Origin of the sequence: Micromonospora sp. FIMYZ51 (assembly GCF_038246755.1) — a bacterium.
Taxonomy (GTDB): domain Bacteria; phylum Actinomycetota; class Actinomycetes; order Mycobacteriales; family Micromonosporaceae; genus Micromonospora.
Genome location: NZ_CP134706.1, coordinates 3484104 through 3502214 on the forward strand (window position 1 = coordinate 3484104; position 18111 = coordinate 3502214).

Annotated in this window: 19 protein-coding genes; 11 read left to right on the forward strand and 8 right to left on the reverse strand. The window is 71.5% G+C overall.

What is annotated here, in order from left to right; all coding sequences use genetic code 11:
* Positions 1-12 precede the first annotated feature (12 nt).
* The 7 genes from pcaH to QQG74_RS15785 all read left to right on the forward strand — a co-directional run bounded on the left by pcaH (position 13) and on the right by QQG74_RS15785 (position 6256).
* A complete protein-coding gene (gene pcaH, locus QQG74_RS15755) occupies positions 13-753 on the forward strand; it encodes a protocatechuate 3,4-dioxygenase subunit beta (protein WP_341721042.1) in 741 nt (246 codons plus the stop codon).
* Complete coding sequence (gene pcaG / locus QQG74_RS15760; protein WP_341721043.1) at positions 746-1315, forward strand: protocatechuate 3,4-dioxygenase subunit alpha; 570 nt, start codon at positions 746-748, stop codon at positions 1313-1315. The genes pcaH and pcaG overlap by 8 nt, the downstream gene beginning before the upstream one ends.
* A complete protein-coding gene (gene pcaB / locus QQG74_RS15765; protein ID WP_341721044.1) occupies positions 1290-2630 on the forward strand; it encodes a 3-carboxy-cis,cis-muconate cycloisomerase in 1341 nt (446 codons plus the stop codon). Before pcaG ends, pcaB begins: the two co-directional genes overlap by 26 nt.
* Positions 2627-3418, forward strand: coding sequence for a 3-oxoadipate enol-lactonase (pcaD, locus tag QQG74_RS15770; protein WP_341721045.1), 792 nt, complete (start codon positions 2627-2629; stop codon positions 3416-3418). The genes pcaB and pcaD overlap by 4 nt, the downstream gene beginning before the upstream one ends.
* Entirely contained in the window at positions 3415-3795 is a 381-nt protein-coding gene (gene pcaC / locus QQG74_RS15775) for a 4-carboxymuconolactone decarboxylase (protein WP_341721046.1), read from the forward strand. Before pcaD ends, pcaC begins: the two co-directional genes overlap by 4 nt.
* Positions 3792-4574, forward strand: coding sequence for an IclR family transcriptional regulator (locus tag QQG74_RS15780; protein WP_341721047.1), 783 nt, complete (start codon positions 3792-3794; stop codon positions 4572-4574). Before pcaC ends, QQG74_RS15780 begins: the two co-directional genes overlap by 4 nt.
* Positions 4575-4684: 110 nt before the next feature.
* Positions 4685-6256 (forward strand): Na+/H+ antiporter, encoded by a 1572-nt coding sequence (locus tag QQG74_RS15785; RefSeq protein ID WP_341721048.1) that lies wholly within the window; start codon positions 4685-4687, stop codon positions 6254-6256.
* Positions 6257-6274: 18 nt separating this feature from the next.
* Here QQG74_RS15785 and QQG74_RS15790 read toward each other — a convergent pair whose 3' ends face one another.
* Entirely contained in the window at positions 6275-7501 is a 1227-nt protein-coding gene (locus QQG74_RS15790) for a helix-turn-helix domain-containing protein (RefSeq protein WP_341721049.1), read from the reverse strand.
* A gap of 84 nt (positions 7502-7585) precedes the next feature.
* Here QQG74_RS15790 and QQG74_RS15795 point away from each other — a divergent pair, with 84 nt between their 5' ends.
* Together QQG74_RS15795 and QQG74_RS15800 are read left to right on the forward strand one after the other, a co-directional pair.
* Positions 7586-8677 carry a ferredoxin reductase gene (locus QQG74_RS15795; RefSeq protein ID WP_341721050.1) on the forward strand — a complete coding sequence of 364 codons (1092 nt, stop codon included), beginning with the start codon at positions 7586-7588 and terminating at the stop codon, positions 8675-8677.
* 15 nt (positions 8678-8692) lie between these two features.
* On the forward strand, positions 8693-9835 hold the full coding sequence (locus tag QQG74_RS15800; protein WP_341721051.1) for an acyl-CoA desaturase: 1143 nt from the start codon (positions 8693-8695) through the stop codon (positions 9833-9835).
* 62 nt (positions 9836-9897) lie between these two features.
* Here QQG74_RS15800 and QQG74_RS15805 read toward each other — a convergent pair whose 3' ends face one another.
* A complete protein-coding gene (locus QQG74_RS15805; RefSeq protein WP_341721052.1) occupies positions 9898-10074 on the reverse strand; it encodes a hypothetical protein in 177 nt (58 codons plus the stop codon).
* A 188-nt stretch (positions 10075-10262) separates the two neighbouring features.
* On the opposite strand from QQG74_RS15805, the gene eccB reads away from it, so the two are divergent.
* A complete protein-coding gene (gene eccB, locus QQG74_RS15810; protein ID WP_341721053.1) occupies positions 10263-11645 on the forward strand; it encodes a type VII secretion protein EccB in 1383 nt (460 codons plus the stop codon).
* A gap of 316 nt (positions 11646-11961) precedes the next feature.
* Positions 11962-12759 (forward strand): response regulator transcription factor, encoded by a 798-nt coding sequence (locus tag QQG74_RS15815; RefSeq protein ID WP_341721054.1) that lies wholly within the window; start codon positions 11962-11964, stop codon positions 12757-12759.
* A gap of 12 nt (positions 12760-12771) precedes the next feature.
* Here QQG74_RS15815 and QQG74_RS15820 read toward each other — a convergent pair whose 3' ends face one another.
* From QQG74_RS15820 to QQG74_RS15845, 6 genes are all read right to left on the reverse strand, one after another.
* Positions 12772-13833, reverse strand: coding sequence for a polyprenyl synthetase family protein (locus tag QQG74_RS15820; RefSeq protein ID WP_341721055.1), 1062 nt, complete (start codon positions 13831-13833; stop codon positions 12772-12774).
* A 4-nt stretch (positions 13834-13837) separates the two neighbouring features.
* Positions 13838-14878, reverse strand: coding sequence for a hypothetical protein (locus QQG74_RS15825; protein ID WP_341721056.1), 1041 nt, complete (start codon positions 14876-14878; stop codon positions 13838-13840).
* Positions 14875-16272, reverse strand: coding sequence for a cytochrome P450 (locus tag QQG74_RS15830; protein ID WP_341721057.1), 1398 nt, complete (start codon positions 16270-16272; stop codon positions 14875-14877). The genes QQG74_RS15825 and QQG74_RS15830 overlap by 4 nt, the downstream gene beginning before the upstream one ends.
* A 230-nt stretch (positions 16273-16502) precedes the next feature.
* Positions 16503-17663, reverse strand: coding sequence for a helix-turn-helix domain-containing protein (locus QQG74_RS15835; RefSeq protein ID WP_341721058.1), 1161 nt, complete (start codon positions 17661-17663; stop codon positions 16503-16505).
* Positions 17660-17809 carry a hypothetical protein gene (locus QQG74_RS15840; protein WP_341721059.1) on the reverse strand — a complete coding sequence of 50 codons (150 nt, stop codon included), beginning with the start codon at positions 17807-17809 and terminating at the stop codon, positions 17660-17662. The genes QQG74_RS15835 and QQG74_RS15840 overlap by 4 nt, the downstream gene beginning before the upstream one ends.
* 35 nt (positions 17810-17844) lie before the next feature.
* Positions 17845-18057 (reverse strand): hypothetical protein, encoded by a 213-nt coding sequence (locus tag QQG74_RS15845; protein ID WP_341721060.1) that lies wholly within the window; start codon positions 18055-18057, stop codon positions 17845-17847.
* Positions 18058-18111: the final 54 nt, after the last annotated feature.

Sequence of the window (18111 nt, forward strand, 5' to 3'; positions counted from 1 at the left end):
CGGGAGCTGACGATGACCCAGGACACCACCGGCAAGCTGGTGCTGCCGGGCTACCGGCGCGACGATGTCGACGCCCATCCGCCGTTGCTGAGTCCCGGCTACAAGTCGACCGTGACCCGGGCACCGGGACAGCCGCTGGTCTACCTGCCGCAGCGGCTCACCGAGATCACCGGCCCGCTGCTCGGCGAGGGACGCCTCGGCGAGTTCGACCACGACCTGACCCGCCAACACGACGGCGAGCCGCAGGGCCAGCGGATCATCGTGCACGGCCGGGTCCTGGACGGCGACGGCCGGCCGGTGCCGCACACCCTGGTCGAGGTCTGGCAGGCCAACGCCGCCGGCCGCTACCGGCACACGCTTGACAACTGGCCCGCCCCGCTGGACCCGAACTTCACCGGCGTCGGGCGGGCGCTTACCGACGAGCGGGGGCGCTACGAGTTCGTCACGGTGCAGCCCGGCGCCTACCCGTGGCGCAACCACGACAACGCCTGGCGGCCCGCGCACATCCACTTCTCGCTGTTCGGCCGGGCGTTCACCCAGCGGCTGGTGACCCAGATGTACTTCCCGGGCGACCCGCTGTTCTTCCAGGACCCGGTGCTCAACTCGATCCGCGACGAGCAGGCCCGGCAGCGGTTGATCGCCCGCTACGACCACGCCACCACCCGGCCCGAATGGGCGCTGGCCTACGAGTTCGACATCGTGCTGCGGGGCCGGGACGAAACCCCCTTCGAGGACGAGGACGACGATGAGTGAGCGCCTGGGCGTCACGCCCGCCCAGACCGTCGGGCCGTACCTGCACATCGGCCTGCGCTGGCCCGACGGCCCGTACGTGGTGCCGCAGGGCACGCCCGGGGCGGTCTGGATCCGCGGCCAGATCGTCGACGGCACCGGCGCACCGGTGGTCGACGCGCTTGTGGAGAGCTGGCAGGCCGACCCGGACGGCCGCTTCGACCACCCCGACGACCCGCGCGGCGCGCGACCCTCGACGGTGCCCGGTTTCCGCGGCTTCGGTCGCGCCGAGACCGACGCGCAGGGCCGGTACGCGCTGCTCACCGTCAAGCCGGGGGCGTTGCCCGCCGGTGCGGGGGAGACCGAGGCACCGCACCTGACCCTCTCGGTCTTCGCCCGTGGCCTGCTGCACCGCCTGGTCACCCGGGTCTACTTCCCGGACGAGGCGGGCAACGCCGAGGACCCGGTGCTGCGTGGCCTCGACCCGGCCCGCCGTGACACGCTGCTGGCAAGTCCCGCACCCGACGGGTACCGGTTCGACATCCGCCTACAGGGAGAGCATGAAACCGTCTTCTTCGCGGTCTGAGGCGCTGCTGCGCGGGCTCTCCGGCGCGGCCGACGTCGACGCCGAACTCCACGACCGGGCCCTGTTGCAGGCGATGCTCGACACCGAGGCCGCGCTCGCCCGGGCCGCCGCCGACGTGGGCCTGCTGCCCGCGCCGGTCGCCGACGAGATCGCCGGGCACTGCCGCGCCGAGCGGTACGACCCGGCGGCGCTGGGCGCCGCGGCCGAGTCCGCCGGTAACCCGGTAGTCCCGCTGGTGCGGGAGCTGACCGCCGCGGTCGCCGAACCGGCCCGGCCCTGGGTGCATCACGGAGCCACCAGCCAGGACGTGCTCGACAGCGCCCTGTCGCTTGTGGTGCTCCGGGCCGCCGGCCCGCTGCTGCGGCACGTCGAGGCCGCCGCCGACGCCGCCGCCGACCTGGCCCGGACCCACCGCGACACCCTGATGGTGGCCCGCACCCTCGGCCAGCAGGCCGCTCCGAGCACCTTCGGCCTCAAGGCGGCCGGCTGGCTGCTCGGCCTGCACGCGGCCCGGCACAGGCTGACCCAGGCCCGGGACACCCTGCCCGCGCAGCTCGGCGGCGCGGTGGGCACCCTCGCCGGGTACGGGTCGGCCGGTCCGGCGGTGGTCGACCGGTTCGCCGCCCAGCTGGGCCTGGCGGCGAGCCCGCTGCCCTGGCACACCCGCCGGCAACCGGTGCTCGACCTCGCGGCGGCCCTCGGTGGGCTGCTCGCCGCCACCGGCAAGGTCGCGCTCGACGTCGGCCTGCTCGCCCAGAGCGAGGTCGGCGAGGTCGCCGAGGGTGGCGAGGGGCGCGGTGGCTCCTCGGCCATGCCGCACAAACGCAATCCGGTGGACTCGGTCCTGGTCACCGCCGCCGCCCGGCGTGGCCCCGGGCTGGTCGGCACCCTGTTCGCCGCTGCCGGGCAGGAACACGAACGCGCCACCGGCGGCTGGCACGCCGAATGGGAACCCCTGCTCGAACTGCTGCACCTGGCCGGCGGGGCCGCCGAGCGCACCGCCCGGATGCTCACCGGTCTGCGCGTACACCCGGACCGGATGCGGGCCAACCTCGACGCCACCGGCGGCCTGCTGCTCGCCGAGGCGGTGGCCGCCCGGCTGGCGCCCGCGCTGGGTCGCGCCGCCGCCCACGACCTGGTCCGGCGGGCCGCCGCCGGGCCGTCCTTCCGGGACGCGCTGCTCGCCGAGCCCGACGTCCGGGCCCACCTGTCCGAGCCGGACGTCGACGCGGCCCTGGACCCGGCCGGCTGGCTCGGCGCCGCCGGCCAACTGGTCGACCGCGCCCTCGACCTGCACCGGGACGGAGCACGGTGAGCGCCCGGTCCCGGGCGTTGCACGCCACCGTGGACGGCCCACCGCAGGCGCCGGTGCTGGTGCTGGGCAGTTCCCTGGGCACCACCGGCGCCATGTGGCGACCGCAGCTGGCGGCGCTGGCCGCCCGGTTCCGGGTCATCCGGTACGACCACCTCGGCCACGGCGGTTCGGCCGTGCCGGCCGGGCCGTACAGCATCGACCTGCTCGGCCGTAAGGTGCTGGCCCTGCTCGACGAACTGGCGGTCGGGCGGGTGCACTACGCCGGGCTCTCGCTCGGCGGCATGGTCGGCATGTGGCTCGCCGCGCACGCCCCCGAGCGGATCGACCGGCTCGCCCTGCTCTGCACGGCGGCGGCGCTCGGCCCGGCCGACGGCTGGCGGGCGCGGGCGGCCACCGTGCGCGCCGGCCGGCTGGACAGTGTCGCCGACGCCGTGGTCGGGCGCTGGTTCACCCCCGCCTTCGTCGCCGCCCACCCGGACACGGTGGCGGTCTACCGGGACATGCTGCTGGCCACCCCGCCGGCCGGGTACGCCGGCTGTTGCGACGCCATCGCCGGCATGGACCTGCGCGCGGACCTGGCGGCGGTACGCGCACCCACACTGGTGATCGCCGGGGCCGACGACCCGGCCACCGGACCGGAGCAGGTCGCCGACATCGCGCGGCGGATCCCGGGCGCCCGGCTGACCGTCCTGCCCGACGCCGCGCACCTGGCCAGCGTCGAGCAGCCCGAGGCGGTGACCCGCCTGCTCACTGCCCACTTCGACCCGGAAGGCGGGGGGAACCCGTGACCGACAAGCAGCGACACGACGCCGGGATGACGGTGCGCCGGCAGGTGCTCGGCGACGCGCACGTCGACCGGGCCGTCGCCAACACCGACGAGTTCACCGCCGACTTCCAGAACCTGATCACCCGGTACGCCTGGGGCGAGATCTGGACCCGCGACGGGCTGGACCGGCGCACCCGCAGCTGCATCACCCTCGCCGTGCTGGCCGCCCTGCACCACGACGAGGAGCTGGCGATGCACGTCCGGGCCGCCCGGCGAAACGGGCTGACACCCGACGAGATCGGTGAGGTTCTGCTCCAGGTGGCCGTCTACGCTGGCGTACCGGCGGCAAACCGGGCGTTCAAGGTGGCCCAGGCGACTCTGCGGCAGGAGACCGAGTGACCGACGCGGCGCGCGGAGGCGAGTTCGTCCAGTCGCTGGAGCGCGGCCTGGCGGTGATCCGCGCCTTCGACGCCGAACATCCGCAGCTCACCCTCAGCGAGGTGGCCCGGGCCACCGGGCTGACCCGGGCCGCCGCCCGCCGCTTCCTGCTCACCCTGGTCGAGCTGGGTTACGTGCACACCGACGGGCGGCTCTTCTCGCTGCGTCCGCGCATCCTCGACCTCGGCTACGCCTACCTGTCCAGCCTGAGCCTGCCCGAGGTCGCCCAGCCGCACATGGAGGCGCTTGTCGCGCAGGTGCACGAATCCTGCTCGGTGTCGGTGCTCGACGGCGGCGAGGTGGTCTACGTCGCCCGGGTACCCACCAAGCGGATCATGACGGTGGGGATCAGCGTCGGCACCCGGTTCCCCGCGTACGCGACGTCGATGGGGCGAGTGCTGCTCGCCGCCCAGCCCGCCGACTGGCTGGACGGCTACCTCGCCAAGGCGGAACTGCGCCCGTTGACCCGGCGTACCGTCACCGACCCGGCCAAGCTGCGCGCCATCCTGACGAAGATCGCCGCACAGGGGTACGCCATCGTCGACCAGGAGCTGGAGGAGGGGCTGCGCTCGCTGGCCGCACCGATCCACGGCGACAACGGATCGGTGATCGCCGCGGTCAACGTCTCGGCGCACGCCAGCCGCGGTTCGTTCGAGATGATCCGCAAGGAACTGCTGCCGCCGTTGCTGGCCGCCGCGAAACGCATCGAGGAGGATCTGAGCGCCGGCGTGCGCCGCTGAGCGGTACGCCCGCCGCCCGGTTGCCGGCACCGCTGCGTCGCCTCCGGCGATCCGCGCCTGTCGCGCCGCTCGCCGTACCACCATGAGTGGGTGCGACGAACGGGGGCGACGTGAGCGAGCTGCTGCTGATCATCACGTTGGGCGTCACCGTGCTGGTCGGCACCACGATCGGTGGCCGGTACCGGGTCGCGCCGCCGGTGCTGCTGATCTGCTTCGGTGCCCTGTTGGCGCTGCTGCCGCCGCTGGCGGAGGTGGTGCTGGCCCCCGAGGTGGTGCTTGTGCTGTTCCTGCCGGCGATCCTCTACCGGGAGAGCCTGGCCACCAGCCTGCGGGAGCTCCGGGCCAACTTCGTGGTCATCGCCCTGCTGGCGGTCGGGCTGGTCGGCGCCACGATGGTGGCGGTGGCGCTGGTGGCGCAGCGGCTCGGCGTCGACCCGGCGGTGGCCTGGGTGCTCGGTGCCGCGCTCGCGCCGACCGACGCCGCCGCGGTGGCCGGCCTGGCCAAGCGGATGCCCCGGCGGCTGCTCACCACGCTGGGTGCGGAGAGCCTGATCAACGACGGCACCGCCCTGGTGCTCTTCGCCGTCGCGCTCGGCCTGCTGCACGGCGGGCCGGCACCGAACGCGTTCGAACTCGTCGAGCGCATCGGCCTGTCGTTTCTCGGCGGCATCGCGGCGGGCGTGCTGGTCGGCACGGTGGTGATCCTGATCCGCAAGCGGCTGGACGATCCGCTGCGGGAGGGTGCGCTCAGCGTACTCACCCCGTTCACGGCCTTCTTCCTGGCCGACAGCGTCCACGAGAGCGGGGTGCTCGCGGTGGTGGTCGCCGGCCTGATGGTCGCCTTCGCCAGCCCCCGGGTGATCCGCGCCCGGTCCCGGGTGCTGGCGCTGTCCTTCTGGGACCTCACCACCTTCCTCATCAACGGCGGACTCTTCGTGCTGGTCGGGATGCAGATTCCCCGGGCGGTCCGGGGTGTCTCCAGCGTCTCGTTGCCACGCGCGATCACCATCGCGCTCGTGGTGGCCGGTGTGCTGGTGGCGGTGCGGATGCTGTGGCTGCACCTGACGGCGGCCCTGGCCCGGCTGGTGGACCGGCGCAAGGACCGGCGCGCCCGGCGGGTGAACTGGCGGGTGCGTACGGTCGCCGGCTGGGCCGGGTTCCGGGGCGCGGTCTCCCTGGCGGCGGCGCTCGCCGTGCCGCTGAACGCCGACGGCGGACCGGTGCGGGAGCGCGATCTGATCATCTTCTGCGTGGCGACGGTGATCCTGGTGACGATGCTCGTGCAGGGCACCACGCTGCCGCTGCTGCTGAGCTGGGCCCACCTCACCGGCGATCCGGAGCGTGACGACGAGAGCCGGCAGGCGCAGGTGCACGCCACCCGGGCCACCCTCACCGCGTTGCCGGACATCGCCGGGCGGGTCGGCGCCGACCCGGAGGCCGTGCAGCGACTCCAGGCCGAGTACGAGAGTCATCTCGGTGCCGTGCAGGCCGAGCCGGAAGGTGAGTCGGCGGCGGCCCGGGAGAACGAACGCCGGCTGCGCCTGGCCGCGCTCGAACACAAGCGACAGGAGATCACCCGGATGCGCGACGCCCGGGAGATCGACGAGGCGGTGCTGCGGGAGTTGCAGGCCAGGTTGGACGCCGAGGAGATTCGCCTGCTGGGGCCGATCTCCTCGGACTGACCGGTGACCTGCCGGCGCTCACCCCGTCGGCTGGACGGTGACGGGCAGGGCCAGGGCCACGGTGAGGTCGAGCAGCGTACGCGGGTCGCTGAGCCGCTCGCCGTACAGCTGCCGCAGCTGGCCCATCCGATAGCGCACCGTCTGCGGATGGACGAACAGGTCGGCGGCCACGTCGTCGCGGCGCCCCTGGTGTAGCAGCCAGGACCGCAGCGTCTCGGTGAGCCGTTCGGCGGTGGCCGCGGGCAGCTCCGCGAGGGGTTGCAGCACCCGGGAGCGCAGGTCGGCGAGGGCCTCCAGGTCGGCGCTGAGCAGCAGCTCGGTCAGATGCCGTTCGGTGTCCAGCGGCTCGCCGTCCGGTGGGCGGGCGATGCCGATCTCCACGGCCCGGAGCACCCGCCGGTAGGAGGAACTGGCCCGATCCCACGGCCGGGCGGGCCCGAGCACCGCGCGGCGTCGGTGCAGCACCCGGGCGAGTTGCCGGCGGTCGCCGTGGGCGTCCGGTACGAGCAGCACCGCCCGCTCCTCGCCGGGTTCGCGGGCGGGCGACTCCTCGCTGATCTCCAGCGTGTGCTCGTTGAGCAGGGCGAGTACCCCGCGCAGGTTGGCCCGGGGCAGCAGGATGACGGTGAGGGTCTGCGGCACCGGCCAGTCCGCCCGTTCGGCGCTGCGCCGCAGCACGTCCTCCGGCTCGCCGGCGAGCAGTTGCTGGGTGAGTCGTTCCAGGTTGCGCCGCCGGGCCCGGCCGACGCTGGCCAACTCGTCGGCGTGCCCGGCCACGCTGGCGGCGGAGAGCTCGTCGATGTAGGCGAACATCAGTTCGGCGAACTCGGCGACGGTGGCGGCGGGCAGCCCGATCGCCACGGTGGCGGCGGCCATCTCCCGCCAGGAGACCCGGGCACCGACCCGGTACGCGGCCAGCAGCGCGTCCATGCTGCGGCCGGAGCGGGCCTCGCCGCTGCCCAGCGCGTACGCTGCCTCCAGCGCCGGGATCAGCGGGGTGCTCGGGTCGGTGGCCTGGCAGCGCTCCAGCAGTTGCAGGAAGGTACCGAGAGCGATCTGCACGGCGTTCTCGATTTTGTCCCGCATCTGCCCGGTCAGGGTGCCCGAGTAGCTGGGCACCTCGGCCGTGATGGCAGTGACGGTTCGACCGGCTACCATCGGTAGCCGATCACGCAGTTCGCGGGCGACCCGCTCGTCCAGTTCGAGGCGCGCCGCCCGATGGGTGGTTCCGGAGGGTTCCGCCACGGTTGTTCTCTCCGCACAAAAAGGGTGGATCGCTTTACCTTCGCAGGCCAAGATTCTATGCCAGCTGGCCGCGACCATCGTGTTATGACCACTACCGCCCCGCGACCGCACGCATCAGGATCCCTGCGCCGTCGCCTCTGGCGGCTGGCCGAGACGGTGACCACGCCGGTGTTGCCCGGCGACTACCTGGACCTGGTGGCGCCGCTGCGGGCCGGTGCCGACCTGCGGGGCCGCATCCTCGACGTCCGCCCGGAGACCCCGGACGCGGCGACCCTGCTGATCCGTCCCGGCCGTGGCTGGCGGGGACACCTGCCGGGCCAGTACGTGCGGCTCGGGGTCGATGTCGACGGGGTGCGCCAGTGGCGCGCCTACTCGGTCACCTCCCCGCCCGGCCGGCACCCCGACCCGATCTCGGTGACGGTCAAGGCCATCGAGGACGGCGTGGTCAGCAACCACCTGGTCCGCCGGGTGCGACCGGGCACGATCGTGCAGCTGGACCAGGCGCAGGGCGACTTCGTGCTGCCGGACCCGGCACCGGCCCGGGTACTTTTCCTCACCGCCGGCAGCGGCATCACCCCGGTCGCCGGGATGTTGCGCTCGGGCGTGCTGGCCGGCAGCGACGTGGTGCTTGTCCACTCGGCGCCCACCGCGGCCGACGTGGTCTTCGGCGCGGAGCTGCGCGACCTGGCCGAGCGTGGTGTGATCCGGCTGGTGGAGCGGCACACCAACGTCGACGGGCTGCTGGACGTGGCCGAGCTCGACACCCTGGTCCCCGACCACCTGGAGCGGCAGACCTGGGCGTGTGGCCCGGTCGGGCTGCTCGACGCGGCCGAGGCGCACTGGACGGCCCGGGGCTGCGCGCAACGGCTGCATACCGAGCGGTTCCGGCCCACGATCATCACCGCCGGTGACGGTGGGACCGTCACCTTCACCCGCTCGTCGGTGACCGTCGAGGCCGGCGGCGGCACGCCGCTGCTCGACGCCGGGGAGAACGCGGGCGTGCTGATGCCCTCGGGCTGCCGGATGGGCATCTGCTTCGGCTGTGTGCTGCCACTGCGGCAGGGCGCGGTTCGGGACCTGCGCAACGGGGAACTGACCACCGCCCTACCGGGCGACGGCGTACGCGTGCAGACCTGTGTGTCGGCCGCTGCCGGCCCGTGCGAACTCGAGATCTGATCGGAGAAACACAACGTGACCGTGATCCAGAAGAAGGCCACCAACCCGATCGCCCACCTCACTGCCGAGGACATCGAGACCCTCGGCAAGGAGCTCGACGCCATCCGCCAGCGGGTGATCGACACCCGGGGTGAGCGGGATGCCGCGTACATCCGGAAGGTCATCTCGACGCAGCGCAAGCTGGAGGTCGGCAGCCGGGTGGTGTTGCTCTTCTCGCTGTTCCCGCCGGCCTGGGTCGTCGGCACCGCCGGACTGGCGGTGGCGAAGATCCTGGAGAACATGGAGATCGGGCACAACGTCCTGCACGGTCAGTGGGACTGGATGCGGGACCCGAAGATCCACTCGACCAGCTGGGAGTGGGACCACGCCACCCCGGCCGACCAGTGGAAGCAGTCGCACAACGAGCTGCACCACCGTTACACCAACGTGGTCGGCAAGGACAACGACCTCGGCTACGGCATCATGCGCGTCGACGAGGACCAGCCCTGGCACCCGGCCTACCTGGGCCAGCCGTTCTACAACTTCGTCAACGCCTGCTTCTTCGAGTACGGCGTGGCCGCGTACGACCTGGAACTGGGCAGGCGGCTGAAGGAGAAGGGTGGGCTCAAGGACCCGGAGTTCCGGGCCAAGGCCCGCGCGGCCGGCCGGAAGATCCGTCGCCAGGCGCTCAAGGACTACCTGCTGTTCCCGGTGCTGTCCGGCCCGTCGTTCTTCCACACCATGGCTGCCAATTTCACCGCGAACCTGATCCGCAACCTGTGGAGCCACTCGGTGATCATGTGCGGGCACTTCCCGGAGGGCGTCGAGACCTTCGAGAAGACCTCGATCGAGGGTGAGACGCGGGGCGAGTGGTACCTGCGGCAGATGCTCGGCTCGGGCAACATCAGCGGCAGCCGGCTGATGCACATCATGACCGGCAACCTGTCGTACCAGATCGAGCACCACCTCTACCCGGACCTGCCGAGCAACCGTTACCAGGAGATCGCCCCCGAGGTGCGGGCGCTCTTCGACCGCTACGGCCTGAAGTACACCACCGGCTCGCTGCCCCGGCAGGTCTTCTCGGCCTGGAAGAAGGTTTTCCGGCTCGCCCTGCCGAACCGCCGCCAGCCGGCCGCGCCCGTCGACGAGCAGCCGACCCCGGCGCTCGCCGCCGCCTGACCCCTTTCAGATCTTGGTACGGAACTGCCTCCGGGCTGCTTCGTACCAAGATTCGTGCCGGGTCAGCGGCGGTTGGGATAGTTTCGCATCGACTGACGACCCCGGACGAAGGCCAGTACGACCACTGCCACGAACGCGATGAGCCCGATGATGACCAGCCAGCGGACCGCCTCCAGCAGCAGGCCGAGCAGGACGAGAATGCCGGCGATCACGCCGACGACCCAGAGTAGGGCGCGCATCTCCACCTCCTGAACGTCGGCCGTCCGGCGGATCCGGACGGCCTGCCGGCTCAGCTACCCGATTCGTTCCGGATCATGCCGACTGGGCAGGTCGGAGGCGGTGGCGCGGAGCGGCGGTGACGCACGGTCCACGGGATGCTGACCCAACGCTTATCCTGTGCCCCGACCGTATTCGCGGAAGGGGCCGCATGCCGTCGCGGCAGGACCAGCTGCACTCGTACCAGTTCACCATCCAGCGGGTGGTGGCCGCCCTGGTGATGCGCGAGACCGACCCGGCGCAGTCGCCGTTTCGCCGGCTCGCCGGTGCGGCGCTGGCCAGCGTGCTGGTGGCGGTCATCGGGCTGGGCGGGTTCGCGCTCTACGGCCTCTTTGCCGGCGGCGGCGTGAAGTGGCGCGACGGCGGCGCGGTAATCGTGGAGAAGGAGTCCGGTGCCCGGTTCGTCTATCGCGAGCAGCGGCTGCACCCGGTGCTCAACTACGCCTCCGCGCTCCTGATCCTCGGTGCCGAGCGGCCGAAGACCGTGCTGGTGTCCCGCCGGTCGATCGAGGGCGTGCCCCGTGGCCTGCCGCTGGGCATCGCCGACGCACCCGACTCGCTGCCGGCGGCGGCCCGGCTCGCCACCGGTGCCTGGACGGTCTGCTCGGTCGGCACCGACGGCGGCGGGCCGCAGGCGCGGTCGGTGCTGCTGATCGGCACCGGCGGGACGGGTGGCCGGCCACTGGGCGCGCAGGCGCTGCTGCTGCGTGCTCCCGACGGTCAGCTGCACCTGCTCTGGCAGCAGCGCCGCCATCTGATCCGCGACACCGACCGGGTACTGGCCGCGCTGGCGGTCACCCGGGCGCGGGCGGTGCCGGTCGCCGCTTCCCTGCTCAACACGGTGCCGGCCGGCCTGGACCTGGCACCGCTGGAACTGCCCGGCCTCGGCGAGGAATCCGCCCGGATCGCCGACGCCCGGATCGGGGACGTGCTGCTGGTGAGCAACTCCGGCGGCGGCCGACAGTACGCGGTGGTGCAGCGCGACGGCCTCGCCGGCATCACCGAGCTCCAGGCGGCGCTGCTGCTCGCGCGCACCGGGCAGCGCGAACCGGACCAGATCAGCCTGGGTCGCTTCGCGGCCCTGCCCCAACTGGACGATCTTGCGCCGGCCGGGCCGCACGCGCCGCCGAGCGTGCCGCCCCGACTGGCCGCCATGGACTCGTCGGTGGTCTGCGCCCGGGTCGGTGACGAGTCCGGGCAGGTCGAGCTGCGGCACGGCGGACAGTTGCCGGAGCTGACCACACCGAGCGCCGAGAGTCGGCCGGCCGGCCCGGCGGTCGCCGACCACGTCGTCGTGGAGCCCGGGCGGGGCGCGCTTGTCGAGTCCGTGGCCGCACCGGGTGCGACCGGCGGGGCGATCTCCGTGGTGACCGACCTCGGCCGCCGGCACGTCCTCGCCGACGCCGGGGTGCCGGCCATGCTCGGCTACGGCGGAGCCCGTCCGGTCCGGCTCCCGGCGGGTGTGGTCAGCCTGGTCCCCGCCGGTCCCACCCTGGACCCGGCGACCGCCCGACAGACGGCCGCCCCCGCCTGAGCGGACCGTACCGACCCGTCGCGGCCTGAGTGGACCGTACCGACCCGTCGCGGCGACGCGCCTGACCGGGCTGTCCCGCACTTTTCTTCGAGTGTCATTGCCGGCTGGACAACAACTGTCGCTGCGGACACGGCACATCCATCGTCCACTTCGGAGGAAAGTAGGCCGATGACGGTCCGCGACAGACCGAATACGTCGTTAGGATGGCGGCAACGGAAGGAATCACTCATACGCTCGGTCGGCGGCCAGGATCGCGGGGGGAGACGAGAATGGTGGTGCGCTTCCGACAGGAGTTCGTGCTGTCGCGACCATCAGGGTGCAGGACACGCTTACCGGGCGTGAAACATCGCGCGGCCCACCGGGCTGCGGGATGATGCCCGCGGACGGTGGCGAGAAGTCCCTCAACAGCCTGATACGAATACTGCTGTGCGACTCGCAGCCCGTCACGCGGGTCGGGTTGAAAGCGATTCTCACCGAGCATCCCGGAATCCGGGTGGTCGGCGAGGCAGCGACCGCGGAGCAGGCCGTGCAGGTGGCGCGCAAGCTGCGACCGCACATCGTGTTGTGCGACATGGGTCTGGCCGGTCTGGACGCCGCCACGCTGACTCGGCGGGTCACCGGCATCCACATCGATGCCGAGCGTACGGCCCGGACGTCGGTCATTTTCATGATTCAGACGGTGGACCAGAACGTCTTCGAGGCACTTCGGGTCGGCGCGACGGGCGTGCTGCCGCGCACCTGCGAGGTGGACGAGCTGCTCTGGGCCATCAAGGCTCTGCGCAACGGGAATCGCTTCCTCGCCCCGCCCGTTACCGACGAGGTGTTGAACCGCGCCTTCGGCTTCACTCTGACCAGGGCCGGGAACGTCGCCCTGGCCAATCTCACCAGGCGGGAGCGGCAAGTCCTGGAGCTGCTCGCGTCCGGAATGAACAACGCCGAGATAGGCGAGCAGCTGCATATTGGCGAACCGACCGTGAAGTACCATGTTTCACGGACATTACGAAAGCTTGATCTGCGTGATCGGCTGCAAGCAGTGGCGTTCGCGTATCAGAATGGTCTGGTCGACCCGAACCTCTCAGACCAGCGCAGAAATGTCCGCAACCAGGCGTCGTAGGGTCGTTCCGAATTACCAGGTCCGGGCCATCAACCGGTCGGCAAGCACCCGCAGGGCGGCAGTTCCTGCCGGGTCCAGGTCGAGCCCGTCGAGGTACGCCCACGCGGCGGCCAACCGGCGCTCGGTCTCGCGTACGGCCCAGGTCCGCGCTCCGGCCTCGGTGAGCAACCGCCGCAGCTCGGTGATCTCGTCGTCGCCGGCTGGGCCGGGCTGTGCCGGTGCCGGGCGGCGGTAGATCTCCGCCAGCTCGGCGGCGGCCGGGGTGCCGCCACCGAGCGCGTAGACCACGGGCGCACTCTTCTTCCGTCGGCGCAGATCCGCGCCGACCGGCTTGCCGGTCACGGCCGGGTCACCCCAGATGCCGAGCACGTCGTCCATGATTTGCAGCGCGAGGCCGAGCTGACTGCCGAAACCGGCGAACCGGGCCGCCCACTCCGGGTCGGCGCCACCATAGCGGGCGCCGAGATTGCAGGCACAGCCGAGCAGTGCTCCGGTCTTGCGCTCCATCATGGTCAGGCAGGCCGCGAGCGACACCTCACCGTGGCCCTCGAAGGTGAGGTCCTGCTCCTGGCCGAGGGCCAGCACCCGCAGCGTCTCGGCGAGGTCCGCCACCGCAGCGGGGGCCGCCGGGTTCTCGTCGACCGACAGCATCCCGAAGCCGAGCGCGAGCAGCGCGTCGCCCACCAGCACCGCCGTCGGTACGCCGAACTGCGCCCACACCGTCAGGCGGTGCCGCCGCTCGCGGTCGCCGTCCATGACGTCGTCGTGCACCAGAGTCGCGTTGTGCATCAGCTCGATCGCAGCGGCCGGCACCAGGGCGTCGCGCTGCTGGCCGCCGACGGCCGCCGCGCAGAGCAGGGCCAGGGCCGGACGGAACAGCTTCCCACCGGGTTTCGGACGTGGACTGCCATCGGCGTCGAGCAGTCCGAGCTGGTAGCCGCAGGCGACTTCGAGCGGCCCGGCCAGGGTGGCGATCTGCTGACGCAGCAACGCCGGCAGCCAGCGTCGCGCCTGGGCGACCCCGGGCAGCTCGTGCAACGGTGGCGCGGTGTCGATGGGAGCGGCGAGGGTCATCGGGCTACCTCTCGTCCTGGGGACGGGCACCTGACCCGGCGGCTGCGGTCACCGATTCGAGGTAACGCGCGGGCTCCTGCCACAGGTCCTGCTCGGCGCGGTAACGCTTGGTCTCCCGCGACCAGTCGAGGTTGCCCCGCATCCAGGACCGCATCCCGGCCAGGTACCTGGCCAGTCCCGCATGGTGCGCCGCGAACTCCGGGCCGAGCAACCGCTGCTCGCCGGCCAGGAACTCGTCCGTCGCGTCGGCGATGCGACGCAGCACCGCGGCGACGGCGGCCGGTCGGTCGAGCCGCTCGTGGTGGGCCACGACGCTGACGAGGTTGTGGAACTCTCCCAACGCGGATTCCTTGTCCAGGGAATAGACGTCGTTGGTCCAACAGACCACGTCGCAGGCGGCGCGCAGGGTCCCGGCGAACACCTCGCCGTCGATCACCTCGGCCGGCAACTCGATGTCGCGGACCACCTCGATCAGGTCCATGCAGACGTAGATGGCTCCGGTGTGTCGGCGATTCTCGACGTACGACTGCTCGTCGGGGACCGTTCCGGCGGCCCGGTTGTCCGCCTCCCAGCAGGCCGCGATAGCACCGGCCGCCACGTGGGTGACGAACCGCGACCGCCAGTCCGCGCTGGCGCGCGGCATGGTCCGGTGCCACAGATCGGCAAGCGAGGCGACGATCGGGGACGCCTGTCGCCACTGCTCGAAGCTGTCGCCGTCGCTCGTCAGCACGGCGTAGAGGTCGGCCATGACGCTGCCGGCCTGGCGCGGATCCCGACCCACGGCGCCGTCGTCGAGCTGGTCGTCGAGCAGAAACAGCCACGCGAACCAGTCCGCGACCAGGCAGAGGTCCGGCTCGGTCAACTCCGGGTAGGTCATGGCCGCGAAGCGGGCGAAGTCGGCGTCGGCGAACCGCCGCCGGGGTAGCTCCCGGTGGATGAGGCCGTGCCGGCTGACCCACGCGTCGAGATGCGTACGCGCCGTGTCGACGTGTGGGCTCAACTCGGCCGGGAAGGGACAGTAGACCTCCGGTTCCATCGCGGTCATCGCTGCTCCAGGACGAGTTGGACACCGGGGTTCGGACGAAGGGTGATCAGCGGTTGCATGCCCACCGGTGGTGCGCCGGCCGGCGGGCTGATCCGGAAGCGTTGCAGGATCATCGTGACGATCACCTGAAGCTCGGCCAGCGCGAAGTGCTTCCCAATGCAGACGCGGGGGCCGGCGGCGAAGGGGATGTAGGCGTTGCGGGGCCGTTGCGCCACCCGGTCGGGCAGGAACCGGTCCGGGTCGAACCGTTCGGGTTCGGGCCAGAAGTCGCGATGGCGGTGCAGCAGGAGAAAGTTGATGTAGATGCCGCTGCCGGCCGGCACGTGGTACCCGCCGATCTGGTCGTCGTCGACCGCGTTGCGCATCGTCTGCCAGGCCGGCGTGTTCAGCCGCAGCGTCTCGTCGATGACCCGTCGGGTGTACGGCATCTGGAACAGGTCCTCGAAGGTCGGTACCCGGTCGCCGAGGATCTCGTCGATCTCGTCGTGCATCTGTTGCTGCACATCCGGATTGCGCGACACGTGATGCAACAACCAGCACACCGCGTGCGTGGTCGTCTCGTACCCGCCCACCATGATGTTGAGCACCTCTTCGTGCAGTTGGGTGGGTGTCATGCGGTAGCCGGTGTCCTCGTCGACGGAGTCAGCGAGGATGGTGAGCAGGTTGGCCCGGTCCGGATCACGCGAACCGCGCTGCTCGATGAGCTGATCGATGAACGTGTCGAGGTTACGGATCAGTTGACGCAGCCGCAGGTGGCTCGGGGTGGGCCAGGACAGTGGCGGGAACGGGAAGCGGAAGAAGCGGCCCATGATCTGGTTCGCCGTGGTGAAGTCCCGTTCGATGGCGTCGGTCGAACGACCGACATCTGCGCCGTAGAGGCTGCGGGTGACGATGCGCAGCGCCAGGTGCCCGACCTGCGTGGCGGTGTCGACCACGTCCTCGCGGCCGTAGGAGCGTTGCCACCGGTCGAGCATCGCGCCGGTCTCGTCGGTCATGTTCGCCACGAACGCGGCGGTCTTGGGCCGGTGGAACGACGGTTGCATCAACCGCCGCTGCCGATGCCACGCCTGGCCGCCGACCGCGCCGATCAGACCGTTGCGCAGCACCGGCCGGACGGTGCGGTACAGCGAGGTTTCCTTGTCGTAGTTTGTTGCGTTGTCGACAAGTACCCGTTGCACACCCTCGGGATGGTTCACCATGACCAACGGGACGCCGAGCAGCCGCAGGCGGACCACGTCGCCGCGCTCGCGGACCAGTCTGGTGAGGAAACCGAGCTGATCCCTGCGGAAGCCGAGGGTCATCGCGACGTCCTCGCGCCACGTCGTACCGGGAATCGGTCGGCCCCGCTGTGATCCGGAACTGCCTGCTCGGGCGGCGCCCACGCTCGTGCTCATCGGCTGCTCCTCACGCTCGTCGTTCCATCCGGAGACACTACGAGCGCCGATGCCCGGCCCGCCCCGGCCGGAGGTGGTGCCACGTCCTATCCGTAGGGATTGCCGCGCCTATCCGGAAGCGACGGTTCGATCAATCCCTTTCGTCGAGCCGATCCCGGTAGCCAGCGAATCCGTCGGCGGGCCGGAGGCTGAGCGCGAGGGGAGCGCCGCAGCTCCCAACGCCGTCCAGGTCAGGGCGACGCTGACCCTGGTTGTCGGGTCAGGCCGACGATGGTGGCCAGTCGGGCCACGTCGGCCGCTGCCGGTCCGCGTTGGGTGAGCGCGGCGAGGAGGGTACGGGCGACCGGTCGGCTGCGGACCTCGGCGGGGGCGGTGTGGTCGGCCTGGAGGAGGGTCTGTCCGGCTGCGGCGGGGTTGCCGGTGTCGAGGTGGAGGCGGGTGGCGTCGATGAGGTGCGCGGCGCGGTGTTCGGGAGGTAGCTGTCGCCAGCCGTTGCTGCGGATGGTGTGTTGGTGGTGGTGGAGGGCTTCGGTGGTGTCGCCGAGGCGGTGGGCGGCGAGCATGTGGGCTGCGCGCACGGCGGTGGGTCCGAAGCCGGTGTGGTGTGGGTCGGTGTGGTGGCTGTGGTGGTTGGCCAGGGTGGTGGCGTGGTCGAGGAGATCGTGGGTGTTGCGGTGGTCGCCGAGGCTGGCGGCGGCGAGTCCGGCGTGGAGGAAGAGGGTGCCGCGTACGGTGTGGTCGTCGGTGAGGTGGGCGGCGGTGACGGCGGCGGTGAGGGCGAGGTGGTGGTGGCCGAGGGCGTGCAGGGCTTGGGTGATGGCGATGCTGGCGGTGCCGGTGAGGGTCGGGCCGCCGGCCGCGACCGTGACGGCCCGGTCGGCGGCGAGCCAGGCGAGGTGGGCTTCGCCGAGTTTGATCAGGACGTGGGCGGTGATCCGGTAGCTGGCCACGAGCAGGCTCCGGGTGCCGTGGGTGGCGTCGAGCAGGCCGGGTAGGGCGTTGAGTAGTTGTGGGTAGCGGGCGTGCTGGTAGCTCATCCAGGCGTGTGCGACCTGTCGGCGGGCCTGGTCTGCGGTGACGGTGCGGTGGGGGCGATCGTGGTAGCGGGCCAGCGCCGCCCGAACGGCGTCGATGCCGTCGAGGCTGGATGCTGTGGGCGGTGGTTGGCGTGGGCCGAGGAGCATTTCGGGGTCGAGGTGTAGGACGTTGGCGATGTCTCGGATGACGGAGTAGCGGTCGAGTTTGCGGACGCCGCGCTCGATCTTGTCGACCCAGCTTTTGGATTTGCCGAGTCGGTCGGCGAAGGCTTGTTGGCTCATGCCTCGGCGGGTGCGTAGCTCGGCGACCCGGCGGCCGAGGGGTACCGAGTGGTGATCGCGCCGGTGGTTCATCGTTCCCCCCGCGCCGGTGGCATGGTGTGGGTGGCTTCCCCGCAGCGCGGACACCACCGCGACTTCACCTTGAACGCGAACAGCCCGACCAGGAAGCCCGGCACCAGGCCGCCGAGCAACGCGATCGGTATGACTTCGGAAACCATGAGCACTCTCGCTTTCTGACGAGGCGGAGGAGAGTTCACGGGCGAGAGACTTCTCGCAGGTACTTCGTCACCCGAGCAGCTACTTTCTCGGCCTGCTCGATGAGCGTGAGGAGCGGAAAGTTGGTTGGCTGCCGTAGCTCACGCGCATCGTCGGCCCGAGCAAGGGCAGCCAAGAAGATCCGACTTGTTTCGAGGGCACGGTTGACAACTTCGATGTCTCGCGCCAGCCCGGCGGCCTGATCGTCCACAGCGGCATTCCTGTAGCTAGACATGTTCGGAGAGTGACGTTGGATTCATACCAA